Here is a 25,972-nt window from a genome sequence, read left to right on the forward strand (position 1 = left end):
GGCCATGGTGGGGAACTGGCCGTGGAGGGGCATCAGCAAGGCGGATGGCTCCCGCCAGGGCTCGACCGTAGAGTGGCCAGCGTCGCGGCAGAACGGCCGCCTCACTCGATCGAGTGAGGCGGCCATCCCTGAGCAGCGGCTGGTCGGTTGCTCGAGCGATCCCTACAGTGGCGGACATGTGGGCGCACAAAAGGATTCACGGGGCCGCTCCGGCTCCGGTCGGATCGGGCGACGACCCGCCCTCCTCCGGACCTACGGCCTATGCCTTCGGTCGTTTCGTGCTGATTCCCGAGCGGCAGGTGCTGATGGAGCACCATCAGCCGGTCCACCTGGGCAGCCGGGCCCTGGACATCCTGACGCTGCTGGTGCAAAGAGCCGGTGCGCTCGTCGGCAAGGACGAAATCCTGGCGAGAGTCTGGGCCCACTCCGTGGTGGAAGACTCCAACATCAAGGTGAACATGGCGGCACTGCGCCGTGCGCTGGAGGGCGACGGCTCCCACCGGGCCTTCATCGCGACCACCCGAGGACGCGGTTACCGGTTCGTGGGCATCGTCCAGCAGATCCACTGGACTGAAACGACCGCATTGGGTGCCGGCGGGAGCCTGCTGCCCCGCCGCCTGCCTGCGCTCGTCAGCCCGCTGGTGGGGCGGCACCGGGAAGCCGCGGCGCTGATGGATGACGTCGAACAGCATCGGCTGGTGTCCCTGGTGGGACCGGCGGGCGTGGGCAAGACAAGCCTGGCGCTGTCCGTCGCGACACAGTTGGCCGAGCACTATCGGCACGGAGCCTGCCTCGTGGACCTTGCGGCGGTCACCGATCCCAGCACCGTTCCAGCCACCGTGGCGGCCGCCCTGGATCTCAGCGTTGAAGGCCCGGCCGCCCTGTCCGCCCTGTGCCGTTGCCTGGAGCATCAGGAACTGCTGCTGATGCTGGACACCTGCGATGCCCAGGTGGATGCTGCCGCCCACTGCGCGGACGAACTGCTCAGGCGCTGCCCCGGCCTGCGGCTGCTGGTCACCTGCCGTGAGCCGTTGAGCGTCTCTGGTGAATGCGTCCGACGCCTTCGCGGACTGGCGCTGCCCCGAAGCGCCAGCCGCCTCACGACAGCGCGTGCCATGTGCTTCCCCGCCATCCGTCTGCTGCTGGACAGGGCCGCGGCACATTCAAGGGGCTTTGTCTTGCAAGAAGGGGAAGCCGGAAAGGCCGCAGAACTGTGTCGCCGGCTGGACGGGCTGCCTCTGGCGATTGAACTGGCCGCCACCCAGCTCGTGGACCATGGTCTGGACGGTTTACTGCAGCAGCTCGACATCGGGCTCCAGGGGCTGGGCGCACGCCGGGGTGGGCCGGAGCGACATCGCAGTCTGGACGCTGCCCAGGCCTGGGGCTGGCGACACCTGTCCGCCCGCGAGGTTCGCCTGCTGATGGCTGCATCGGCGCTGGACGGCGACTTTGATGTGCAGAAAGCGGCCGTCATGGCATCGAGACCCGGATCGGGACTGGAGGCATTGTCTCGCCCGGAGCTGGTCGGCGTCCTGTCGGCGCTGGCCCGCAAGTCGCTGCTGACCCGGGACCTTCGCGATGGCGCGCCGAGGTACCGCCTGCCGGAGACGACCAGGGCCCACGGTCACGCCCGAATGGCCAGAGAGGCCAGGGAGGCCGCACGGCCTGAACATCCGGTACGCCCTGCTCTTCACGAGATCGCGGGGCGACCTCACCTCAGCGCATACGGCCTGCGCGCGGTACGCGCTGGCGGCGATGCGGCGATCATCGATTAGTGGCCTTGTGCGGGCCCTGTCCATCGCGACGGCCATCCGGGGTGAAGTTGCGTTCGACGACGTCGTAGCGATAGCCGCGCACCACGGCAGTGGCGTCGGTGACGGGCGGGTCGCCGCCGAGCCGGGACTTAAACAGCGTCACGAATCGATCATCGACATAACCGTCGATGTAGCGCGGCGACTGTCCATCCCGATAGGTCAGTCCCTTGCCGACGGCTGCGCCTGCCTGGTGGCGCGCGGCTTGCTGATCGAGCGGGGCTTTGTTGCAAGCCAGGTCCGCGCAGTCGGGCCAGGCGTCATGCGCGGTCACGAGCAGGCGGTCATGGCCCACCAGGCGGTAGCTGATGACCCCGAGGCGAAAGCGGGTCACCTGCCGCATGGGGCCTTCCTGGATTCCAACCACCCAGAGCTGTGGGCTTCCCGATGCTAGCTACCGCTTGACCCGTCAAGTCCAACCACGGGGATTCAGTTGCTCCGCAAAAGGAGTACCAAGACGAGGTCAAGGAAGGGGGCGTGTGGAAGGACGGCGGTCAAGCGCAACGTTGTTCAACGCAGACGAATCGAGCCGTTTGGCACATGGGAACCAGGCCACGGGCGAGAACACCCAAGGCTCTCCCCAAACCGGACCTCCAACCATGCGCGGCATTGGCCCAGGCGAGCCTCATCATCAACCGTCAACGTCGGTAGCGCAACAGCGCTTCACGTCTCCAGCCGGTTCCAGAGACGTCTTGCGTCGTTCACGTTCCGCTGACACGCTCTCGCCCAGTGCCAATCCCTACAGGGCGGACACTGGCATAGCGGTGACTGCGGAACTCAGCAGATTCCGCCCACCCAGCATCTCGGCAGCCCCTCCACGACAGGTCTCCCTCGCGGCCGCCCCCCCCCCCTCGCCTGGCGAGGAAGGTCCATCCGACGAGGTGACGGCACGCAACCTGATCAAGCAACACGATACGAGCGCTCGTGATCTCCTAGACCCCAATGCTCCCTATCGGCTTGACACGACGCTCCTGAGGCGCAGCTTCACCAAGATATTCCGCGAGGGTGTTTCCCTCGCGGCCGGCACGGCAGGCGGACTGTTGTTGACCTACGGCGTTGTGCTGTCAACTCGCTACCTGAAGCAGCTTTTGCAGCTCGCCATGCCTCAGATCGGCGTATCCGACGCCGTCGTCGCCACGTTTCTGGCCTCTACCAATGCGGACATGGCATCGCTGACCACCGCGATGAAGACGTTCAAGGAGTATTCGAGCCACCTGCGCACCACAGTGGCGTCATCACGCCCCACAGCACTGGAGGATCTCCGGCAAGCACACGCCGAGCTGCTAAGGATGCATGACAAGACCATCAAGGGAATGCCTCGAGCTCGTCGAAGCGTCTTCAACATCGTCAACGGCCGGATCAAGACCCTCTGGCGTCAGGACATCGATGCCGGCGCAAAGCCATCGGCCAGCGAGGTTGGACACCTGATGCAAACGCTGGAGCTTTTGATCAAATCCTTCGAGAGCTCTCTTTTCGTGCCGCGCAACATTTGGGGTTTCGATGTCGGCGACCTCGAAACAGGGCGAAAACTTCGAACAGCCACGAAAGAGATTTGTGCAAACGTCGATCGGGATGGCGTCGACGCCGTGGAAAAATTCATGAGCATCCATCGACTCATGACTGCTGGAAATTGGAAGCCTTCGACGGACAACAAAGGCTCTTCCGACATGAACGTTCTCGTCCTCGTGGGGGAGCCCGGCACTGGCAAGTCATTCGTTTCCAGGCGCATCAGCGAAGCGCTGAATTGCGCCAAACGAGCGAAAGGTGAAGCAGGCTGCGACGAGGTGGAGGTCCTGTTCAGCGACCTGCTGCAGCATCTTGGGCCGGCCGAAAAGAAGGCCGCTGAGGACAAAGAAGCGACCATCCAGTCTCCATCAGAGCGCTTCAACACCTTCGAGAAGCTTATCCATATTCGCCCCGGAAGCATCGTCCGCATCGAGGAAGGCGATCTGGTCGGCCCCGTCGAGTCCGGCGGGGATGGCTCCGCCGGTGCCCAACCAACCGCCCATCAGTACCTCGACGAGATCAAACGCAAGATGGATCACACGGGCTTCGGCCGGTTCGAACTGGCCGGTGCGCCGGAGGGGGTGGTTTTTCTCATCGATCTGCGGCGAGTGTCGTTCATCATCACCACCAACAATGTACCCAACGACGCGGGGATATTTCGCCGTTTCGGGATCGCCTACTGCAACCGTACTCCGGAGAACAAGCGCGATGACATCGCCGTTGACACCGCCTCGTATGTACTCAACGAACTGCTGAAGCGAAACTTCGAACGTTCTCTCACCGCGGAGGAGCAAGACTCTATCCGCGGGCAGCTGGCGGGCGTTCTTTCCCACATCGTCCAGCAGGGTTCCGACGACGTGTCGCCACAGATGATGCAGGTGGTCATCGGCGACGTCGCTCGCGAAATGGCTGCCCTCCGCGCCTTGGGCGAGAACGAGCCTCTGGCGCGCGTAATTCCCAGCGGAGATCCCATGGACCCGACGACATGGGGGCCATCCATCAACCTCGACGCGCAGGCTATCCTGCGCATTAATCGCATGTTCACGAAGCATCGTCCCCCGGACTGGGTCAAGAGCTTGCTCTTTGACGCGAAGAATGCCTTGCTTGAACGCACCCACAACGCTCCGCTGCCGGACGTCGCGCATCACATGCAGATCGCCCAAACGGACTCGAGGCTCAATCGCCGCGAAGCCATGCGCTATGTGGTCGAGGCGGTCAAGCAGCAATGGGCTTCCGAGCTTGACCATCGCCCGGCCGACATTCGAAAGACCGCAGACCTCCTGATGGAATACGCCACGGCCGGGTTGATTCACATCTCTCCGGATCCCGCGGGAAGGCCCTTCCCATTTAACGTGATGAGACCTGAGATGTGCATCAACCTCTTCGACACGGTGATGCGTATCCCCACCCGGCATAAGAACCTGTCTCACTGGCAGAAGTCCGGTGACCCGAACGCGCGCCTGGCGGTGGAGGAAAAGATCGTTCGCCTGCAGCAACGATTCGAGGGCACCACTGATGGGGGCACCAGCGTGGCCAAGTTCGCGCAGCGCGCCGTAGACAACACCCTTCCGTTCAATAACGACGCAGGGAAGCGGCGGGTGCAGAGGGCCACGCTGGCGCTGTCTGGCCCGCCCGAGACCAGTTGCGGCGAAAAGGCTGCCCAGATCTTCTCGGATCTGGGATTCCAAGTGCTGAAGCTTACCTTGTTGGAGTACGCGAACCTCTTTACCTCCAATGCGGCGAACCAGGGATATTTCGCCAGCACGGACGACAAACAGCCCAGCATCGATCTCAACGCCCTGGCAGGCCCTCTGAAGCCCTTGCTGCAAGGCGAGTTCTATAACTGCGGCATCATCCTCTCCGACGTCGATCTGAGCAAGCCGGACCAGATGCGGCAGGCGCGTAAATACTTGTCCACTGAAGCCGACAATCCTGTGTTGCGCTTGGCGCAAGTAGCGAATTGCGAATTCCAAATTCCTTTAACTGAAATCCCGGTAATTCTCACCACCACTGAGCCCATTACCGACGGGGCGCTTTCCATGTATTTGGAGCAGACGCACGTGGCTCGCAGCAGCGAGGCTGAGCGACGCAGCCAAGTGCAGAGAACCGTGAACGCAGAAGTGAGGAGGCTCGAACTTCTTGATCTGCCGCTGGCCGAGCGCTCGGGTATTCGTCAGACCATCAATCAGATGATGTGGTACTGCCTACAGTTGAATCTGAAGCGAGATAAAGGCGCTGAACCTTTGCTTAAGGCTGTCAGCAGTCTGTTCAGTGAACTGTCCGTCGCCGCGCGGCGGCGCGTCATGGCCCAACCGAACGACGAGGCATCCGGAACGCTCGCGACGGAGGAAGCGTCTCTTCCCCAAGACCTCGACCTGACGTGGCCAGAGGTGCCACGCGAAGCATTGCAGGCCGATCTTGTTGCCGTCCTGGAGCGAGAGTTTTCCTTGTATAGCGTTATCAAGGAGGAACGGGGGCGCAAGGACCCCTTTGAAGAATTCTTGATTGAGCCCATTGGAATGCCCTTCCGGCCCGATGGCGAGCGCGACGCGTCGCCAATGAGCGATGCCGCGAGCAGGGAACTGAGTGGGCGAATCGCCGAGGCGATCGAGCAGCTAAAGGGGGCTAGCCCTGAAGTGCTGGATCGCGCAGCCGCCGAGGCTCGCTTGCAAGCCGAGATCGCCAGCGGGCGGCAAACCACGATCTCGAATTGGGCGACCAAACGGTTGCCAAAGTTTCACGGCGCCGCGAGCAGCGGGGACGTGGCCACACTCAGCGCCATGCTCAATCAACTGACGAATCCCGATCGCGCTGGCGCGGATGGCGACACGGCGGTGCACTTGAGCACACGTCATGCGCAGCAGGCCGCGCTCACCACGTTGCTGGCCCATCCAAATGTCCGTAAGAGCCTGACTGCGCTCAATGGCGAGGGACACAACCCCGTGCACTTGGCGGCCGCGAACGGTCTGACGCCCATGCTGAAGCTGCTGCTCGCATCCTCCCGTACTAGAGATGACTTGGAATTTGACATCAATCAGCGTGATGGCCTCGGTCAGACCGCTTTGATGATCGCGGCAGCGGTTGGTAACACGGAAGCTGTACAGCTGTTGATCGATCATCCAGACAGCGACCGGCAAGCCGTCGACGATCAGTCGATGACTGCGGCCCAGCACGCAGCGGCAGGCGGACACAAGGCTGCCCTCGAAGCGTTGCTGCAAGGCGAGACGCCCACGGAGAGCACGGCCACGAAACTCGCGGTGGTTGCATTCAACAGCGGGCATTCCGTGTTGGGGCGCAGCCTGTTGAACATGCACGTGACCGAGAAAAGTTGAGAATGACAGAGCCCAAACGATCGCCGTTGATTCCTCCTCGCTGATGCCAAGGGTCACGGCCTGCTCCGGGATTTGCTTGTCCACGAGTGCCGTGCGCACGAAGCCCGGGCAGATGACGTTCGCCCGCACACCCTGCGCCGCACCTTCCTTCGCCACAACCTTAGCCTGGCCAATCAGCCCATGCTTGGCCGTCACATACTGAGCCTTGAGCAGCGACGCCTCCTTCGAATGCACCGACCCCATATAGCGGGTGGTTCCGCCCTTGCCTGCCACATACATGTAGCGCAACGCCGCGCGGGTCGTGAGGAACGCGCCGGCTTGCAGTTGCTGGCACGGTGCCATCGCTGGTACAGCTCAACCTGCGCGGATGAAAGCAACTTGCCATTGCCGTGTCAGTGGCGGGGTCAAGCATGGTTCCGCAATGATCATCTTGGAACGGCACGGTTTCTGGGAACACCAAAACAACATCAACACGCTGGAGACTCATCTTGGAACCGATTACCAACCATTTCGATGTGTCCCGCCCGGCTGCCGCAGCATCGGCAATGCCGCCTCCCACGGCGAGCATTACGGCCGCGACAACAAACGCAGCCCTTCACCCCGACGGCCAGATTTCCGTGGCCATTGAAAGTCGGCAACCCGGCTTGACGAAACTGCCAACTGAACTCGCGTTTGACTGGCTAATCCGCCTCTTGCCGGCCGAAGTCAGATCTGTCGGACAAACATGCCGCACACTACAGGCACATGCGCAAGGCCTCTGGAATACTGTCGCTCTGAGATCGTTCCAGACCGACCTGCAGAGCTGGGTGGCGGACTGCTTGCCAAGGGCTGATACCGTGCGCCGGAGCCAGACGCTCACCCGGAATGCTCGCCGTCTTCTGCAGTACGGCCCAAAGGACGCTTCCGAAGCGCTAACCAGCTGGTTCTGCAATCTGAGTTCCGAGGAGCGTCGGCGCGTCATGCCCGACATGGCGAATTTAATGAGCCGTCTGAACCCTCAGCTTCAGGCCCGCGTTGTGAACAAGGTATTGGACAACCGCGATGTAGCACTCTCACAGGCGATCATCGCCTTTTGTCCGGCGCTCCCCTTTATGGGAGCGCTTCAATCACAACTTGTAAATGCGGCGATAAATCTTTTCCGGTTCCAGCGTTCGCTTGCGATCCCCGTTTATCGAGTTCTCATTGAAGAATTCAAATCACTCACGAGGGCGCAGCGCCACAGAATTTTCAATGATGTCCTGGAGTGCGAGTTCCCAGAAGATAAGTGCCATAACGTAGGCGAATTGCTGGCTCAGGCTCATCTTCTCGAACAGGACGAGGTTGCACATCTCATCCAAATTGTTGGAGAATTAAGTCCGCTTTATGCCCGCAAAGTATTCGAGGTGTTGGATGGACGCTTCTTTTCCTTACGCCACCCCGAGAAGAAAAATCTCATTTCAATTGCTCTGAATTTTTCCACGGAAAGTGAAGCAGCGTATACCTTTCATTCTCTGGGGCCCGCCCTGGAACATCTCGATCAGGATGATGTTTATGACATCGTCGAAACGGCCCTAACGATTCAAAGCGTGGACCGACGGGCTTGGGGCGCCGCAGGTTTGGCGCGCGGGGCCCCTTACGTGTCCGATGATCACCGGAATCTGTTATTTAACGCCAGCTTTGAGAGCTTTGACGAGCCGAATATTGCGGAGAGCCTAACCAGTTGGGCCAGCCATATGGAATGGCTGACGGGAAGTCAGCGCGATCTCATGCTAGCCAAAGCTTCTGCATCCAGCCATGATGTCAAGGGCCACATCACGGCGGCAATGACTGCGGGCGCGCGTTATATGGCACCCGCCTTACTGCAGACTACAGCAGCTCTACCGCCCAGGGTCAGGAGCTGGCCCATTTGCGCATTCGCCTCGGTGCTGGCCGACCTCGAACCGAATCAAATCAATGAGCTGGTCCAAATGGTATTGGGCCCGGAGGGAGACACATTGAATGAATCCAGCAGAGCAGAATGTGTCGCTGCGCTGAGCGAGCACCTGGACCAACTTTCTACTACACACGCGGCTGGGCTGCTGGCGCTGGCGCAAAACTTCAAGAAGTCGAAGAACCGACAGGTCGCTCTTGCAGGCGCGGTGGCCGGGCTTGACCGACTGAATTTGCGAGGGTGGGCCGACCTGCAGATTGCCAGGTCTGCACCGTCAAAGCTAAGCATCACGCCTCTATAAGGGTCAATCCGGGCCACTTTTTTATTCAAGACCCGCTCTTGCGGTCGACCTGCGAAGACACATGGGCCGCCCGATCACCGATACCGTCCTTTCCGTCATACCGAAGCGGCGCACCGGGAAGTGCGATCCATTGCAGCTTCCCATCGTCGTCCTGCCGCTGTACGTAATAGGGCCGGTGTCAACGCGGAATGCCTTGGTGAGATGGATACGCATCCGATGTCCGCGGTTCGCCCACGCGGGTCCAGTTACCAGCAGACACAGCAAATACAGCGTCAATCCCCCTTCATTAACCAGGATTGACCTTGGTAAACCGACCCGGTTCTAGAGTCCTCCGATCGCCCAGCCGGGCTCTGACAAGGACATCGTGGCCATGAATCGATCGGTCAATTACCAGGGCGGTCGTCACTGGATTTCTGCCGCGCTCGCCGTCAGCGCCCTGCTGTCCGCCTGTGGCGGTGGGGGGAACCCGGCATCCGGAGGTCCAGAGTCGGCATCCGCCGGTACGCTGCCCACGGCCCCCGCGCCGGTGGCCCAGGCCCCCCGCCCGGCGGCCAGTGATCCAGTCTCTCCTACGCTGCAAGATGCATCGCCCAGCGCCGCCGCGCCGGCAGCATCTTCCGGGGCCCAGCAGCAGACATCCGACGCATTGATCCTGCCCATCGAGGTGCTCGGCCCCGGCCTTCCGGATGCGCCAACGATCGCCTCGCGCGCGCTGACGCTGGATGCCACCGGTGCGGCCAACACCACCGAACTGTGGTTCCAGTGCCATCGATGCGGATTCTTCGGTGCGCCAGAGTTCGAGGCGACACGGCAGACGCCGCCGCGTGTCAAGGCCAGCGTCCGCGTGCTGGGCGGAGCAGCCGACAGCGGCGCGGTACCGTGGGTCGATATCACCGACGCCAACGTGAGACTCGCCGATGCAGAGCGCTTGCAGGGCGGACTCAACCGCGGCGGTCTCTACACGGCGCGCATGAGCCTGGCGCTGGACACCGCCACGCGGGCCCGCCTCATCGCGGGAAGCAACACCATCCAGTTCCGCTTCAACGGCAGTGACGGTGAAACCAGTGGCCTGCGCATTGTTGCCTTGCAGCTTCGTGACGTGCAGGGCCGCAGTCTGGCCACCAATCCTGTGCAGAACGCCGACATCGGCGCCGAAAAGGCCGCAGGGCAAGCCATGACGCCGGACGTCTCCGCAGGCGAAGTCCTGTGGAACGCACAAAACCGGCTGCTCAAATCGGTGTTGACCGGCAGCCCCATCCAGGCCTCCTGCGCGTCCTGCCATGCCGAAGGTGGGCGGGACCTGCAGTACTTCAACTATTCCAACAACTCTATCGTGCAACGTGCCCGTTTCCACGGGTTGTCCGAACGTGAAGGCCAGCAGATCTCGGCCTACATCCGTAACGCCATGCAAGCGGTCGCGCACGTGCCGAAGGCGGCGCCCTGGAACCCCCCGTATCAACCGGGCCCGGGGCTGGACAGCCGCCCGATCGCGGAATGGGCGGCCGGGGCGGGCCTGGAGGCTGTTGTCGAGTCGCCTGCCGACGCCATGAAAGCCCTGTTCGGCAAGCCGATGGATGGCAAGGCGCTCGCAATCACACAAGCGGACGTCGACAAGGTGATGGATGCCACCGGTACTTTGAACAATCGCGAGACGGCCGTACCGATCCAGTATCCCGACTGGAATGCCTATCTCCCCGCCATCCATCCCATGGATATCTGGCCCAAAGGCGCCGACCCCTCCGGCGACTTCGAGTCGGGGGCCACCTTCGTCAACGGACGGCTGAATCCGCTGGCGACAGCCCAACGCATCAAGGCCTGGTTCGTGTCCCACCGCAATGCCAATGGCGTGCACGGCGACTGGAGTCATCTCACCCCCGTGGATAGCAACCAGATCCAGTCGATGATCCGCCCCTACGGGTTCGAGGTCTACAGCTGGATCGGCGGTCAACGCGGCAACCACATCGCCACGGGCGGGCTGTACGGATCCCAGGTGGGCGGGGCCAATCTCCAGCGGCGGGCGTCCTCCGCCAGCATGGCGCGGGAGCCCGAAGCCTTCACAAGCAACGCCTTCATCGAACGCGCCGTCGGCAGCCTGCTGCAGTGGAACGTCGTGCAGCAATGGTCCTGGGCCCAGACCTTCGGCCTGGAGGGCGACCAGCGCTGGTTCATCGGCGACTATGACGCCACCTCCCGCACCTGGAAGGGTCGCGGGGAAATCCGGGGCTGGCCCTTCAACACGGTCAGTGCGTTCTATCTTGCACCGCACATGGTCTACCAGGCGGATCACGACGCCTCGGGCCGCGTCACCCGAGAATGGGTCCAGGCGTGGGAAGCCGGCAACCGCGTGGGGGCCTACTACCGGACCAGCGCGTGGTACCAGGCCCAGGCCTCGATCAACGCAGGCGCCCAGAGCGATTGGGCCAACTATCCGATGGACTGGCCCTACATGAGCAGTTCGACCGACGTGCTGGCCAACACCATTGGCGAATCCACGCCGGCCCATGTGACGCAGGGCCAACTCTCCCGCATCCGGCGGCTGCATACGCACATCAAGATCGCGCAGTATGCGAACAGCGACATCCCGATGTATGTCCCCACCGACACGCGCTCGCTGCTCTTGAACCGTGGGCGCTTCGGTCGCGCCGCGGTCATGCGCGGCATGATCCCGACGTCAATCATGGACATCAAGACGCAGCAGGCCGATACGCCCTCGCCTTACAAGCGGCTGGAGCAACTCCAGCCGGGTGTTCTGCTAATGATCGTCAACGGCGGTTTCCGGCAGTTCAACCAGCTGTATGCCGGGACCGATCCGGCGGCATGGCGTCGCTGCGCTGCGGACAACATGGATCTGGGTGAGCCTGAGCCCTATGCCGGTTTTGCCTTTTGCCTGGACGTGGGGCGTGAGCCGCTCGTGCAAGCGACGACAGGCGGGATGGCGATGCGCAGCATTGCGGGCCGGCGATTCCAGACGGCGGAACAGCAATTGCAGTACGCACTGTGGAAAGGCGCCCAGCTGGGGGCCGACCCCGCCCGCATGGCCGTCACGCAAGCCTGGACGGATCGCGTCTGGCCTTGACTCCGTTTGAGGCGTGGCGCTTGCGATGGCTGGATGGATCGGTTTGACACGGCGGGCTGGTCAAGTCGTGCGTGCAACATATTCTCTCAGCGCCTTCTTGCCGGCCTCGGTCGTCAGACCGAAGCGGGCCTCCGCCCAAGCCATGCTCAGCCCGGAACGTACCGCATTCTTCCCATGGCTCATCGCGACACTCATTTCCAGCGTCAGGACCTGCAGGCGGGTGTACCCGAACACGCGGGCAGCCGTATCCGCACGCCAGGACTGCCGCACCAGCGTCATCGCGCGAGTCAAGGCGTCGCCCAGACGCTGGTTTTGTCCCACCTGCAGGATGAGCTGCGTCAAACTGGGGGGACATCCGTCTGCAGGAATGTCCCGGCATCGGTTGAGCCATTGCAAGCGGGCCTCTGGATCTCTCCCGTGAAGTCGATACGCGGCCAACTCAAGCATGTCGTTTCGGCGGTCCTCAGGAAGTAGCGCAATGTCATCGAGCAAAACTCCAAACGCTTCAGCATTTTCCCAGTCGGCCATCTTCACCAAAGCTAGATATTCGGTCGTAATCGATTCCAGCTGGTCTTGACGCCTGGGCTGGGGAGTCTGGAACTGCCTGAACTGTTCCTGGACTTGCACCAGCATGGCGTTCCACTGCGCCATCTCCAGCATGTCGATTCGCCCCACCAGCGCCATGAGCGCGCGGCCTCGATCTGGTTCGAGAAGATGACGGATGGTCGGAAGTTCCGTGGACGAGCCACTGTCGGGTGCATTCGCCGGTGAGTGTTCAGGCAATCCAATCACGTCGCTGAAGTCATCGAAATTGACGACTGGCATGATGCGGCACAGGATGCGGTCAGCCAAACGTCCATCGACGGTCTCGGCGTAAAGCTGCCTGCTGCTCAGGTTGACGCGACTCCTGTCCAGAGGCGAGAGCAGCTTATGAATCGCCTGCCGCATCTCGCGGGGTAGCTCAAGGTAGATGGAGTTCTGGGTGCCGCGCTCCGACCCAACGCCGGGACTTCCGACAGCATCCATGTCGCCCAACGCGGGGGCCAGGGCGGCTCCCGGCGCGCTGCGAATGCCGTTGCCGCCGGTGGCTCCTGCAGGTGTGGGGCCGGTGACTGCCTGTGACCTGAACACAGACGCGGGGGAGAAGGTGGTGTCCATAGCATGTTGAGAGATTGAAAGTCTGATTGCGTGGCCGCCCTGACGGGGGAGTTCCCGCATCAGGACCGACAAAACGCAGGAACCGCGATCGGAGGTGGACCACCTACTGGCACACAACCACGGCCAGAGAAAACCATGACCGAACCGTTTGATTTCGATGTGCTGATCGCGGCACTGCGTGAGCGGGTGCAGGCACCATCAACCGATGCAACGCCCCACCGCCTGGATCTGATCGTCAACGACACGCCTTTCTCCCTGCTGCCTGCGGCAGGATTTGACGGTCACATTGATGCCGTGGCTGTGTTTGGCGATGTGGGCCCGCTGCCCCAGGTGGGGCGCGCCGAGGCGGCGATCCAGCTGCTGGAATCCAATCTCTATCTCGCGGGAACTGGCGCCCCTTTCTACGGCTGCCATCCGGAACGGCCTGGCCACGTGCTCCTGTCAGGTCGTCTGCCCCTGCACCGGCTCGACCCGGACAAGGCACTCGAGGCGCTGTCCTTCATGGCGACCATGGCTGAAGAAGCCCGCGAGTGGCTGGCCCCTGGCGCGCACCCGCAGAGAACGGCGGGCCGCGATGCCACCGCTGAGCTTCTGCAGGCCCATACGCCTGTCTGAATCCGTCTCCTCACCCGCCCCCGACCGATGGAGAGCCACTCATGGCGCTCAGCCCTACCGCTACCGCAGGCCAGCCCTCGTCCGCTGTCGCCTTCCAACTTCCGACCACCGCGCCGCGCGGCGCTTCCGAGTCCCCCCGTTTCATCCCTGAATCGCTGCAAGCCAGCAGCCACCTCGGTGGCCTGGGCCGGCCTGCACCAGCGATCCGAGGAGAAGGAAGCCATATCGCGCTCACGCTGCATCCCATAGCGGTCTCGCGAGAGGACCAACTGAATCGGGTCATCGAGGATCGCATCGAGGCGATCACGGTACCCACGCTGGATGGGACCAGGGCGCCGTACCGCAATGCGACGGAACTTCGCTCGTTCCTTCGGCACATGGGGCGATACACCACCGCGAATGCCAATGAAAAGAAGCGCGTTCTGGAGGCAGCGACGCGGAGTTTTCTGCTGGCGTTCCATCCCTCGCTAGACCGTATCGAAGCCAATCAGCGCGAGGCCGGGCAGTGGCTCAACATGCACAACTGGGGCTCGGACGCGCTGTCCGTGCTTCCTACGCTGATCTCCTTCGCCGTGCAGGCGGGGACAGCCAAGCACATGCTCGACCACCTCGCGCCAGGGCAGAAGGCACCACCCGGCCACCTCGCGCCGCCGGTGATCGCCTTGATGGGCAGCCTGCTCAACATGGTGGTGAATCCGCTTCTAACACGCCGCTGGATCCAGCCGGTGCTGATCATGCAGCGGTATATCCGGGCGGTGATGCCAGCCCGTGCTGGCGGCGCGGTCGACGTCGACGGGGCCATTAGCAGCATGAACGAATTGTCCGCCGAGGCAAAACGCCTGCTGGCATCGAGTACGGACAGGGCCGAGGCGGCTCAGATCCGGCAAATGCACGCGGCCCTGACGGCGGCGCTGGCCAACTTCAAGGAAGCGTCCGGCACCACGGCGCAACGCGTGCGCATGTACATGCCGGAGAACTACGTGCGAATCGCGCGCGCGTTCGCCATCGTCGCCGGAACCTGGAATGTGTTTGGCGTGTCCGGGGACCCCCGCTCCCGTTTGGTGCCCACGATGCTGGCGTACCAGTTGGTGGCCTATCCCGCCTCCTGGGTGGCCAACTACTTGTGGGCGGGTCCGGAGCGGGACCGACTGCTTCGCGACGGCGCTCTGCATGTGGACTTCATCAAGGGCGGGCCGGAACGGGCGGCTCGGCCAGCGGGCGCAGCCGACGCCGAGATTGACGACGAAACCTGGACCTGGGCGCGAGGCATCTTCAAGAGCCAGAAACAAACGCGCATCGAGATGACGCAGAAGCTGCTCGAAGAGAGCATCGATCACGTGAACGATCAACTGTCGGTGCTGTTGGACGTGTCGCCAGCCGCGATGGCGACCCTGCACCGGCTGGACACCAAGAACGCGATGGACTCATCGAGTCTGACCTCCGAGGAACAAAGTACCAGGGACTCGACGCGTCAACTCGTCGAGAACGCGAGGGGAAACATCGTCGCATCGCCAGACCAGGAAGGGAAGCATGCCCGTCTGCAGGAACTGGACCAGTCACTGGACGCATTGATTCGCGACCGAGTTCACCTGAAGACCATGCTGGGGGCCGCAGCTCGTGACGAATTCAGTGACGCGTGGCGCGACCTGAGCCTGTCAACCAAGGAATGGTTGTCCTTGACCCTGTCCGAGCATCACACGAAAAACGTGGCCGCACGCTACTGGGAGTTCATGTGGAACGCGGCCGCGCATCGCATCGACTCGGCCGAGGTCTCGGACAGCGTCCGCGCTGCCCATCAGGTGGCGGACAGCGTTCGGCGAGATTGGCGTGATTACAGCCCCGATCTTTTCCTCAAGGCCGCAAAGGCCACGCAGATGGTCATGGGCGGATCGCTGGTCCCGCTGGTGGTGTCCGCCGCCTTCGGTATCTCTGCCTCCACCGGACATTCTGCAACTATCGGATTGCGAGCGTTGTTCGGCTCTCTACCGTTTGTCCTCTATATCGGCAGTGAGCTTCTCCAAGGCGCATTGGTCAACGCGACGATCATGCAGCGCCAGGCGCTCAAGGCGTCGTATCCGTCTCGACAAGAGTCCCCCGGCTGGAAGTCCCGCTACGCCAAACAGGCCTTCCTGAACGTGTTCCGCCCTGGGGAGGAACTGATCCGGTTGGGACGAGGGGTGAGCGCCGGTCATCAAGCCAGGCAGACATTGCAGGCGCTGTCCCGTGCGGCGTCGCTGGAAGCGCCTGCCCCATCGGGAGCGCCACAATGAACGCCGCCTATCCTGGTTTGATCCGCGAGTTCTACCGACTCGAGCGCCAGCAAGGCCAGACCACCCCGAGGCGCCGCTGGCACTGAGCATTCAGGACGTGTCGATCCTCCTCATGCCGCAGCCCGGTATCAACGCGTCCCAGTTGCTCATGGTCGTCGCCTACGGTCCCCTGCCCCCCAGCGCGCCCGCGGCCCAGCTGCGCTGGATGAAGCGACCCCGGTTCGCCATCGATCCGACAACCGATCGGGTGACCTTGTCCGGCGCGATGCCGGTCAGTGGGTTCACGCCTGACTCGCTGAAGACGCTGGTGCGTCACCAAGTCGCGCGAGTGCTGGGGTGGCGCAGCACATACGGCGCCAGCGCTTCGACCGTCCCGTAGACGCCGGGCCCGGCGCCGACCGTGTCCGTCTGATCGGCTTATCTCGGCACTGCGCCCGCACTCAGGTTGCAGTGCACCACCCTGTACGGGGTACGCCGTGCTCCGTATTTCAACCAGAAGGAGACATCAATGAGTTCATCCGCCACAAGCCTGATCATCCCCCGGCCCACGGTCGTCTCCGGAAGCGGAATCGCGGCAGCGACACTCCCTGCCGCGGGCCGCCATCCGGTGCCGGACGTTCGAAGTTCCATGACCGGCGTCTTGATCAATCCTCCGGGGGGCGGGGCTGCCGTCACCTGCCACGTTTTCACGCCGGAGGGGTCTGAACCGAATAGGGTAACGACCATTCTGATGGTCACGGGCGGCCAGGGCGGCGGCCACCGGTCACCCGTGGACGCCATCGTGGAGCGCATGATTGCGCCAGGCTCCACCGTGCAGGTCATCTATGCCGATAGGATGCCGACATGCACGTTCAACCGCGGCTTGCTGGACCACTTGCGATATACGAGCAGCAACAACAGGATGCTTGCGAAGCTGGCCAATCGATGGCGCCAGCATGTGTCCGCACGCGCTGAATTCCGCGCGGCTGCGGACCAGACTACAGCAATCCTGCACGAATTTCCCGGATTGAGTTACGTCTTCACGAACCACCGTTTTCTGGGAGACGTCCTGTCCAAGACCTTGCCGGCGAATTTGCCCCTGGCCATCGGCCTCGCAGACCCTGGCAAGGTGCATCAGGGATGGTTCAATCCGAGGCTGAAACAACCCGGCAATGCAGACAAGTTGCTGGCCACCAATTCGCTGACCAAGCAGCATGCCATCAAGCATGGCGTCCCAAGCGAAAGCATTGAGATCGCTGGCTATCCCATCCGTCTCGCATTTCAACAGGTGGCCCGCATGTACTCCAAATCTGATATACGAAAGGAACTCCAAATCCCGGAAGACAAGACGCGCATTCTCATGATGACGGCTGGCAATGCCCGCAATCCCGGCGCCTTCGTCAGCCAGATGGAAGGCTTGATGACGCATGAAGAAGCCTCGTCGCTCTATGTCATTGCATTGACCGGCAACAACCAGGACATGCAAACACGCATCGAGGAATTTGACAAGCGATTGAAGGAGAATAACGCGAATGGGCCGCGCATCAAAGCGGTGCCGACTCAAGACGCCAATGGCATGGCCATGTACATGTGGGCGGCCAACATTATGGCGATCCAGCCAGGCGGCGGATCGATTGGTGAATGCATCGCCATGAACGTGCGGCCCATCGTGTGGGGTGAGAAGTCCGGTATCGAGCACTCGAACCGTCGATTCTTGACATTGAAGGATCTGGGTACGGTCGCATTCGGTTCGTTGCAAAGGATTGGCATCAGCAGTCCCCGCAAGTTCCGTGAGGCTGTGTATACCGCCGACGTAACTGACGATCAAGGCCCCTACGCACCTTCACATAGCAACGCGCTGCCCGTCGAAGGGGCCGCAGAACGGATCGCCCAGTTCCTGCAGGGCCAGGCCGAGAGACATTCCGGTCGGCGTCCGGCGGGGAGCGCAGAGCCCATCCAGCCTACGCCACGTGACATTCCCATGAACCTTGCGTGACCCTCACCGCGGACCCGGAACGGGCCCGCGGTGTGACGCACCCACGAGGCTCTTCCAGGAGTCTCGGATGGATGCATCTTCTCTCGAACACGTCGGTGTCACCCCGGTCCCGGCCGGGCCTACTCTGCAAGGGTCAGCGCGTCCGGCCGGGCACGCGGCCGGGGTTCGCCGTTCAATGGATGGCACCGTGCCGCTTCCTCCCGTAACGGGACACGCCTCACCTCACGTCTCGCCCCTCCACTCCGCCCGGTCCCTCCCACCGACGCGGCCCGATTCAGCGGCCCCGGAGGCCAGGCCGCCCGGCTCCGTGCAGCATCCATTGTCCGAGCTGCCGCGAACGCTAGCCGGCATGGAGGATGCTTTCCGGCGTCTGATCACGCGGGAGATCGACTGCACCGCCATCGCTCGCATCGTGGGCGAGGCCAGGCAATACGGCGGCCGCGCCTTCGAAGGTGCCGGCAAGACGCCCGTCGCCAGCAATGCTGCCCTGATGCAACTCGCTGAGCGGCACCTCGACGACTACTATCGTGCCCTGGGGCTTGAGACTGCCGACCGCCGGGCGCTGAGATCGGCCAACGGGTATTCGGGCCTTTGGTATCCAAGTGCGTCGCTGCCGGTCAACTTGCTGCAGTACGTGCTCCCGTCGGTGCTCGGCGCCACCGGGAATCCGGGGTGGGGCCTGGGCATCGCCGGAGTGAGCGCCGCTATGGGCTTTGTGCTGACCGGCGTGTTGCAACAGCCGCTGGCGGTGCTGCCCAGTGAACACACCGCCGAGCGACACGGACCGCTCATCCACGTGGACAAGACGCAGGTCAACTACCAGCACTATCTGCCGCTCGCCGCCGCGCAGGCCGCCGCCCACGCCCGTTCACAGCGGCAGCATGTGGAGAACACAGCGACGGTGCTGAACCCGGCCCGGAGGGACGATCTCCACGCCTTCCTCTCCAGCGCCTCCCAGGAGCAGCGCAACGAGCTGCGCGAGGCGGCGACGCAGCTGCTGCGCGCGGCGCAAGGCATCGATCATCAGCACCGGCGACTGCTTGCCACTGAAGGCGCTCATCAGCGGCAGGTGGAAGGTGTCTGGTGGCAGCGGCCTTGGCGCGTCGCCCGCCCGGTGATTGCGAGCGGCTTGGGGCTCCTGTCAGGCGTGGACGCCCGCAAGCTCGATCCCGAAGCATTCGCGCAGAAGCTGCGCCACGTCGGGCGGAGGCAGCGCCTGCCGCCAGCGGCGGTCGCGGTCCTCCAGATCGTATGGATCTTGCTCTGCCAGACCGGGCAACACGCGGCCGCCGGCGCCGACGAACGCAATAAGGTCCGCTACAAAACGCTCCTGGACCTGGCCTTCGCCGACGTTCTCACCCCGGCAGGGCGGGACTGCTTCGAACGCGGACTGCCCCTGCAAGCTCACCACGTCGATGCTGACAAGTGCCGCGCCCGGGTGCTCGGCCCCGTGCAATCGCTGGCCAAACGCGTAGATCGGGTCCTCAAGGAAGCGCTCGCACATCTACCCGATGGCCATGCACTTCGTGGTGAACTGCAGCAGCAACGGGAAGCGGTCCGGGCCGGGCGATTCACCGAATTGGATCCAGAAAACGACTGGGCCGGTCGAATGATGCTGCAGGCCTCACGCCAGGGCATCTGGGCCAGCATGTTCAACCGGGATAGCGTCCTGCATCATGACATCCGTGCCAAGTCGACGCTGTCGGAATGGAAGGTTCAATGGACGCAGCGCGGCACGCAGAGCTTCCATTTCGGCGTGGCCGGCACGGCCGCGGCGAGCATGAGCACACGGATCGTGACCGCCGCACACGGCACCGCCTCCTCCACGCCGACGGCCTGGTTGATTGGCGCACTCGTCCTCAATACCCTCCTGTCCTGGATCTCGGCCTGGTCGGCAGCCGAGACGCAGACACTGAAAAATTTCGGCAAGGAAGGTGTGGTGCCCATCGCCGATCCGGAACGCGGGGACATCTCCCGCCGCCCCTCGACCGGATCGCAAATCCGGCACGGCTTGATTTCTGGCGCCGATCTCCTGATCGGCCAGAACCGCGCAGCGCAAGCCCACCAGCATCTCCAGGAGGCAATCAGGGCCACAGCCGGCGACAACGCGCCCGTGGCCTTCGCGCGATCCGTGCTGGACGCCCTGGACGCCCTGGACGCTCCGGTCGCTCCGGACGCCGCAGCGGTCGGCACTGGTTAATCACCTTGACAAGACCCGCCTGAGCTTCCTATTCTTCGCCCAACTCTCGCGCCGGCCCCGGGCCGGGCCGCAGGGTCGTCAGCAGCATCGCTGACCTTCCATTCCGGCTATGAAGCCCCTGTCTTGCGCATCCGCGCGGCCAGGGGCTTTTGCGTTCTTGGAGCTGTGTCCGATGTCCTTGCCCTCTTCACCGTCGAATCTCTCCCTTGACGTCGACCACACCGCGGGCGACAGCGAACTCCCTGACACGCTGGTTGCCTGCGTCCAGATGGAACCACGCCTGGGCCAACGTGCCCAGAATCTTGAAGAATCCATGGTTACCATCGAGATGGCGGCGGCGCGCGGCGCGTCGGTGATCGTACTGCCGGAGCTGGTGTCCAGCGGCTATGCCTTCAAGAGCCGGTCCGAGGCCTTCGCGGCGGCGGAACCGGTGAGCGACAGCGTCAGCTTGCGAGCCTGGTCGGAAGCGGCCTCCCGGCTCGGCGTCCATCTCGTGGCCGGGTTCGCCGAGCGGGAGGGTGAGCGCCTCTACAACTCGGCCGCCATCATGTCCCCACGAGGCCTGCTCGGTCTCTATCGCAAGCTTCATCTCTGGGGCGACGAGCAGCTCTTCTTCGAACCCGGCAACCTCGGTCTGCCGGTGTTCGATACCGACTTCGGACGCATCGCCGCAGTGATCTGCTACGACGGCTGGTTCCCCGAAGTCTATCGACGGCTCTCCGAGCAGCACGTGGACCTTGTGTGCATGCCGACCAACTGGGTGCCCATGCCCCAGCAACCGGCAGGCATGCCGGCCATGGCCAACACACTGGCCATGGCGGCCGCGCACAGCAACGCTATGGCCATCGCCTGCGCCAACCGGGTGGGTGTGGAGCGCGGTCAGGCATTCATCGGCCAGAGCCTGATCGTCAATGCCGACGGATGGCCCCTGGCCGGGCCCGCCAGCATCGACCGCCCGGAGCTCCTGCTCGCCCGCATCAACATCGCGCAGGCCCGCCGTGGCCGGCAGCTCAACGCATTCAACCACCTGCTCAGGGACCGCCGCGCGGACCTCTTCGGCGCTTGCAGCTTCAACGAAGCGGCACCCCGAGGCCTGCCCGCCGCCGCACCCTCCTTCGAACGCTGAACCGCGTCCCATTACCCTTACCCTCAGGACCTCCGCCATGCTCACGACCCTCTCGCATGCCTCTGCGCGTTATGCCCTGACCTTCGCAGGCGCTCTGCTGGCCTGCACCCTGGCGAGCCGCGCCATTGCGGCCGAGCCTATCCGGATCGGAGTCCCCGTCGGGCTGTCCGGCGCCAATAGTGTGGTGGCGCCGGCCGTCGTGCAGTCCTCACAGCGCGCCGTCGACGAAATCAACCGCACCGGCGGGATCCTCGGGCGGCAGGTGCAGCTCGAAATCGTGGATGACGCGTCCGGCGCCGTGGGCGCGCAGAAGGCATTCGACAGCCTGGTGTTCCAGAAGAAGGTCGATGCCATCATCGCCATGGAGACCAGCGCGGCCCGCAATGCAGCGCTGCCCATCGTGACCCGCGCACGCGTGCCCTACCTCTACACGTCGTTCTACGAAGGCCGCTCCTGCAACCCCTGGATGTATGTCAACGCCTGGGTACCCGAGCAGCAGGTCGCCCCGGTGGTGGACTATTTCTCCAAAACGCTCAACGCGCGTCGCTTCTTCCTCGTGGGCAACGACTACGCCTTTGGCCGCGGCATGCTGACCTTCACCCGTAAGTACATCGAGCAGACCGGCGGCCAGGTTGTCGGCGAGGAGTTCCTGCCCATCGACGGCGCCGACTGGACGTCGGTGATCAGCAAGGTTCGCGCAGCCCATCCCGATGCCCTCATCAGCGCGACAGGCGGCGGCGCGCCCAATGTGGCCCTGGCCAAGCAGTTGCGCGGCGCCGGTCTGACGGTGCCCTACGGCAACCTCGCCATCGACGAAGCCACGGCGCGCGGCATGGGCAGCGTGGCCAAAGACATGTACATCTCGGCCTCCTACCTGACCAGCATCGACCATCCCGACAACATGGCCTTCCTTGCGGCGATGAAGACGCAGTTCGGCGACGCACTCAAGACGCCGAACGAGCTATCCGTTCCGCAATACGAGGCCTTCCACCTTTACAAGGCGGCAGTGCAGAAGGCGGGCACCACGGCGGCCGGACCCGTGACCAAGGCGCTGGCGGAGGTGACATTCACCGGACCCCGCGGGGTCATCCGGATGGACCGCGGCCATCACACGGCGCTGTCGATGCGGCTGGGCCAGATCCAGGCCGACGGGCAGGTCCGGGTCCTGCAGACCTTTCCTGCGGTGGATCCAGGCACGCAGTGCCCCAACCTGAAGTGAGTCACCCATGGTGATCCTCCTGGACATCCTCACCACCGCGGCGCTGCTGTTCCTGGTGACGGCCGGACTCATGGTGGTGTTCGGCGTGATGAAGATCGTGAACTTCGCGCATGGTTCGCTGCTCACGGTCGGCGCCTACGTCAGCCTGGTGACGACGCAGCTGCATCTCTCGCCCTGGCTGAGCTTGCCGCTTGCGGTCGCCGTCGGTTTCACGGTTGGCATGGCCGCCGAACGATGGATCGTGCGGCCGCTGTATCGACGGCCGCTCGATGCGATCCTCGCCACCTGGGGGCTGGGCATCATCATCGGGCAGCTGATCGTGCTGGCCTTCGGACGCGAGGTCCAGTTCGCGGAATCTCCGGTGGACGGAACCTTTCGCCTTTTCGGCATCGACTATTCAGCCTACCGGCTGCTGCTGGTGCCGTTGGCCATTCTGCTGGCCGCGGCACTGATCGGTCTGCTCAGCGGCACGCGCTTCGGCGTCAGCACCCGCGCCGTGATCATGAACGAGGCCCTGGCCACCGGGCTGGGCATCCCCGCGGGCCGTGTCCGTTTCATCGCATTCGCGTTGGGTTCGAGCCTGGCGGCGCTGGCTGGCGTGCTGATCACCCCGCTGTCCAGCGTCGATCCGGGCGTGGGCCTGCCGTGGCTGGTCAGCGCCTTCATGCTGGTGATGGTCGCTGGTGAATCCATCGGCGCGTTGCTGCTCACCTGCGTCGTCTTCGCCGCCGTTCAGGTCGTGGCAAGTCGCCATGCGAGCCCCGTGCTCGGAGGCCTCGTCATTCCCGTGCTCGCCGCACTGACCCTGCGCATCCGCCCACAAGGCTTCTCCCGATCCTGAGACCGAGGCTCATGTTCACTCCCCTGCCCCGCCCGGCCACTGCCGAATCCCCGCGCCCGCCCGACGCGACCGACACGCCCGTTCCACGCGCAGCCGCGACGTTCCGCCACCTGCTGGCCGTGACGCTCGCGGCCGCGTCGCTGGTCCTCGTCGGCCCCTGGCTGCTCGACGCCTATCTGCTCAATGTGCTCATCAAGGCCTTTTTCTTCGCTATTGTGGCCATCACGGTAGACCTCCTGTGGGGCTACACGGGCTACCTGACCTTCGGGCAGTCGGCCTTCTTCGGGCTGGGAGCCTATGCCGCCGGCCTGACCTTCACCCACCTCGGCTTTTCCACGGGCACGGCTGTCCTGGCTGCGGCAGGCGCGGTCGTCGGTGCGATGGCGCTGGCCGCCGCGGTGGGCTGGCTGTCCTTCTATCGCGGGGCCTCACCCTTCTTCGCGACGGTGATCTCGCTCGCTCTTCCCATCGTCACGGCCCAGCTGCTGCTGTCCGGCGGCGAATGGACCGGATCAAGCTCCGGCCTGACGGGCTACATGAGCTTTGACCTCACGATGGAGGCGTGGTTCCGCATCGCCGGACTGGCCGTGATCGCGGTGGGGCTGCTCGCCTGGCTGCTCGTGCGCAGCGATGCGGGCCGCGTCCTGGCGGCCATCCGAGATAACGAATCCCGGTGCGCCTTCCTGGGTTTTCGAGTCCCAGTGATCAAGATCCTGCTGCTGGTGGTGACGGCGGGCATCGCTGCCTTGGCCGGATTCGGTTTTGGCGCCTACAGCGGCGTGGTGGCGCCTGAGCTGGCGGGCTTTGTGCTCGGCACCGAGCTCATCGTCTGGGTGGCTTTGGGCGGACGAGGCACGCTGTGGGGCCCCTTGCTGGGTGCCATCCTCATCAACGTGGCCACGGCCTACCTGAGCGCGATCATTCCCTTTGCCTGGCAGTTGGTGCTCGGAGCTGCCTTTGTGGTGGTGATCGTGTGCCTGCCGCGCGGCCTGATGCCCATGTTGCTGGCACCACAGTTCCGGCGCTCCCGGGCAGCCTGGCCGCTTCGGCTGGTGGCCGCCCCAGCGCCTGATCCGGGGCTCCTGCTAGCGACTGCGTCGGTGGTCGACGTCGACGTCGCGCTGGACATCCCGATGCTGAGCCTCGACGGCGTGACACGCAGCTTCGGCTCGCTCAAGGTGCTGGACGGCGTGACGATGCAGGCCTACCCCGGCGATCTTGTCGGCCTCATCGGTCCGAACGGCGCCGGCAAGACCACGCTCATGCGATGCATCAGCGACGGGGCCGAGCGCAGCGGCGGCGGCGTGCACATCAATGGCCACGCACTGGCGCGGCGCCCCCCTGAGGATGCCGTCCGCTTTGGCCTGGGACGCAAGTTCCAGAACGCCAACATCTTCGAGTCGCTCACCGTCGGCGAATGCCTGCGCATGGCCACGGCCCGGTCGGACCGACCCTCGCCCTGGGCTCGCCAGACCACGCTGGCGCTGCCCGTCTACGCGCTGGACGTGCTGAAGGCGACCGGGCTGGATCGCCAACTGGGCGCTGTTACGCGCGATCTCTCGCATGGGCAGCAGCAGGCACTGGAACTGGCCATGGTGCTAGCGCTCTCTCCCAGGGTCGTGCTCCTGGATGAGCCGACCGCCGGGCTCACGAAAACGGAGCGCACGCAGATCGGCGCCGTATTAGCGGATCTTGCGCTTCGCCACCGCTTGTGCTGCTTGCTGGTGGAGCACGACCTCGACTTTGTGAGGGAGGTGGCCACCCGGATCGTCGTCATGCATCAGGGACGGATTGCGATGCAGGGGAGCTTTGCGGAGGTCACCGAATCGACGCTAGTCCGGACTATTTACGCAGGCACCGCATTGCCTGCCACCGAGGCGATATGAGCGAACTGGCGCTTCAACTGGATGACGTTTCCAGCGGCTACGGCAGTGCCGTGGTGCTGGGTGGGGTGACTCTGAGTCTGGCGCGTGGAGAGGCCACCGCAGTGCTTGGAAAGAACGGGATGGGCAAGACCACGCTGCTGCGTACCATCATGGGCTACCTGCGGCCGAGCGATGGCCGCATTCACGTGCTGGGCACGGATGCGAGCGCTCTCGATCCGCACCGGATCGCCCGCCTGGGCGTGTCCTATGCCGCCCAGGAACATGCGGTCTTCACCGAGCTCAGCATTGAAGACAACCTCCGTCTGGCCCTGCGCTCGGACAAGGGCTTTGCTGAACGGCTGGAGGACATCGCGCCGCTGTTCCCCGTATTGGTCAAGCGTCTGCGGCAGCGCGCCGGGACGTTGTCCGGAGGCGAGCAGAAGATGCTGCTCGTCGCCCGCGCACTGATGGCGCGCCCGTCCCTGATGCTGCTCGACGAGATCACGGAGGGCCTGCAGCCCTCCGTCATCGAGGTCATCGCCACAGCGCTGCGCTGGGAGCGGGAGCGGCGCGGCACGGCGATGCTGCTGGTCGAGCAGCACGTCCCCTTCGCGCTGGACGTCGCCGATCGCTATGTCGTGCTCAAGCAGGGCGACATCGTCGATGAGGGCGAGTGCCGGAACGACGGCGCGCGTGACGCGATCTTCCACTACCTGCGCGTGTGATGAGCTGCAATCTAACGCCGCCCGGATCGCCCCGCGTCGCTTC

Annotated in this window: 16 protein-coding genes and 1 pseudogene; 14 read left to right on the forward strand and 3 right to left on the reverse strand. The window is 63.8% G+C overall.

Going from position 1 to position 25,972, the window contains the following annotated elements; genetic code table 11:
- The first annotated feature begins 176 nt into the window (after nucleotides 1-176).
- Nucleotides 177-1,775: an ATP-binding protein gene (locus tag BMY53_RS06010; RefSeq protein ID WP_092944639.1), complete on the forward strand. Its 1,599-nt coding sequence runs from the start codon at nucleotides 177-179 to the stop codon at nucleotides 1,773-1,775.
- Here the strand turns inward: BMY53_RS06010 and BMY53_RS06015 are convergent.
- Nucleotides 1,765-2,154 carry a hypothetical protein gene (locus BMY53_RS06015; protein WP_143073934.1) on the reverse strand — a complete coding sequence of 130 codons (390 nt, stop codon included), beginning with the start codon at nucleotides 2,152-2,154 and terminating at the stop codon, nucleotides 1,765-1,767. The genes BMY53_RS06010 and BMY53_RS06015 overlap by 11 nt on opposite strands.
- A 538-nt stretch (nucleotides 2,155-2,692) precedes the next feature.
- Here BMY53_RS06015 and BMY53_RS06020 point away from each other — a divergent pair.
- Nucleotides 2,693-6,649, forward strand: a complete 3,957-nt coding sequence (locus BMY53_RS06020; protein ID WP_177200752.1) for an ankyrin repeat domain-containing protein — start codon at nucleotides 2,693-2,695, stop codon at nucleotides 6,647-6,649.
- 30 nt (nucleotides 6,650-6,679) lie between these two features.
- Here BMY53_RS06020 and BMY53_RS06025 read toward each other — a convergent pair.
- Nucleotides 6,680-6,964, reverse strand: a pseudogene (locus tag BMY53_RS06025) (SDR family NAD(P)-dependent oxidoreductase); the annotation flags it as partial.
- 173 nt (nucleotides 6,965-7,137) lie between these two features.
- Between BMY53_RS06025 and BMY53_RS06035 the strand changes: the two are divergent.
- Both BMY53_RS06035 and BMY53_RS06040 read left to right on the forward strand, forming a co-directional pair.
- The gene (locus BMY53_RS06035; protein WP_143073935.1) at nucleotides 7,138-8,859 is read left to right on the forward strand and encodes a hypothetical protein; all 1,722 of its coding nucleotides are present in this window, start codon (nucleotides 7,138-7,140) and stop codon (nucleotides 8,857-8,859) included.
- Nucleotides 8,860-9,229: 370 nt separating this feature from the next.
- Nucleotides 9,230-11,935 carry a hypothetical protein gene (locus BMY53_RS06040; protein ID WP_143073936.1) on the forward strand — a complete coding sequence of 902 codons (2,706 nt, stop codon included), beginning with the start codon at nucleotides 9,230-9,232 and terminating at the stop codon, nucleotides 11,933-11,935.
- Nucleotides 11,936-11,995: 60 nt separating this feature from the next.
- Here BMY53_RS06040 and BMY53_RS06045 read toward each other — a convergent pair whose 3' ends face one another.
- Nucleotides 11,996-13,093: a hypothetical protein gene (locus BMY53_RS06045; protein ID WP_092944651.1), complete on the reverse strand. Its 1,098-nt coding sequence runs from the start codon at nucleotides 13,091-13,093 to the stop codon at nucleotides 11,996-11,998.
- A 135-nt stretch (nucleotides 13,094-13,228) separates the two neighbouring features.
- Between BMY53_RS06045 and BMY53_RS06050 the strand changes: the two genes are divergently transcribed.
- From BMY53_RS06050 to BMY53_RS06095, 10 genes are all read left to right on the forward strand, one after another.
- Complete coding sequence (locus BMY53_RS06050) at nucleotides 13,229-13,708, forward strand: type III secretion system chaperone family protein (RefSeq protein WP_092944653.1); 480 nt, start codon at nucleotides 13,229-13,231, stop codon at nucleotides 13,706-13,708.
- A gap of 41 nt (nucleotides 13,709-13,749) precedes the next feature.
- Nucleotides 13,750-15,978, forward strand: coding sequence for a hypothetical protein (locus tag BMY53_RS06055; RefSeq protein WP_092944655.1), 2,229 nt, complete (start codon nucleotides 13,750-13,752; stop codon nucleotides 15,976-15,978).
- A gap of 97 nt (nucleotides 15,979-16,075) precedes the next feature.
- Nucleotides 16,076-16,357, forward strand: coding sequence for a type III secretion system chaperone family protein (locus BMY53_RS06060; RefSeq protein WP_092944657.1), 282 nt, complete (start codon nucleotides 16,076-16,078; stop codon nucleotides 16,355-16,357).
- Between the two features lie 129 nt (nucleotides 16,358-16,486).
- Nucleotides 16,487-17,953, forward strand: coding sequence for a glycosyltransferase family protein (locus tag BMY53_RS06065; protein WP_143073937.1), 1,467 nt, complete (start codon nucleotides 16,487-16,489; stop codon nucleotides 17,951-17,953).
- A gap of 319 nt (nucleotides 17,954-18,272) precedes the next feature.
- Nucleotides 18,273-20,153 carry a hypothetical protein gene (locus BMY53_RS06070; RefSeq protein WP_143073938.1) on the forward strand — a complete coding sequence of 627 codons (1,881 nt, stop codon included), beginning with the start codon at nucleotides 18,273-18,275 and terminating at the stop codon, nucleotides 20,151-20,153.
- Nucleotides 20,154-20,325: 172 nt separating this feature from the next.
- A complete protein-coding gene (locus BMY53_RS06075; RefSeq protein WP_404947855.1) occupies nucleotides 20,326-21,279 on the forward strand; it encodes a nitrilase family protein in 954 nt (317 codons plus the stop codon).
- 37 nt (nucleotides 21,280-21,316) lie between these two features.
- On the forward strand, nucleotides 21,317-22,498 hold the full coding sequence (locus BMY53_RS06080) for a substrate-binding protein (protein ID WP_092944665.1): 1,182 nt from the start codon (nucleotides 21,317-21,319) through the stop codon (nucleotides 22,496-22,498).
- Between the two features lie 7 nt (nucleotides 22,499-22,505).
- The gene (locus BMY53_RS06085; protein WP_092944667.1) at nucleotides 22,506-23,339 is read left to right on the forward strand and encodes a branched-chain amino acid ABC transporter permease; all 834 of its coding nucleotides are present in this window, start codon (nucleotides 22,506-22,508) and stop codon (nucleotides 23,337-23,339) included.
- Nucleotides 23,340-23,350: 11 nt separating this feature from the next.
- The gene (locus BMY53_RS06090; RefSeq protein ID WP_092944669.1) at nucleotides 23,351-25,225 is read left to right on the forward strand and encodes a branched-chain amino acid ABC transporter ATP-binding protein/permease; all 1,875 of its coding nucleotides are present in this window, start codon (nucleotides 23,351-23,353) and stop codon (nucleotides 25,223-25,225) included.
- A complete protein-coding gene (locus tag BMY53_RS06095; protein WP_092944671.1) occupies nucleotides 25,222-25,929 on the forward strand; it encodes a branched-chain amino acid ABC transporter ATP-binding protein in 708 nt (235 codons plus the stop codon). Before BMY53_RS06090 ends, BMY53_RS06095 begins: the two co-directional genes overlap by 4 nt.
- Nucleotides 25,930-25,972: the final 43 nt, after the last annotated feature.

Origin of the sequence: Roseateles sp. YR242 (genome assembly GCF_900109745.1) — a bacterium.
In the GTDB taxonomy this organism is placed as follows: domain Bacteria; phylum Pseudomonadota; class Gammaproteobacteria; order Burkholderiales; family Burkholderiaceae_C; genus Roseateles.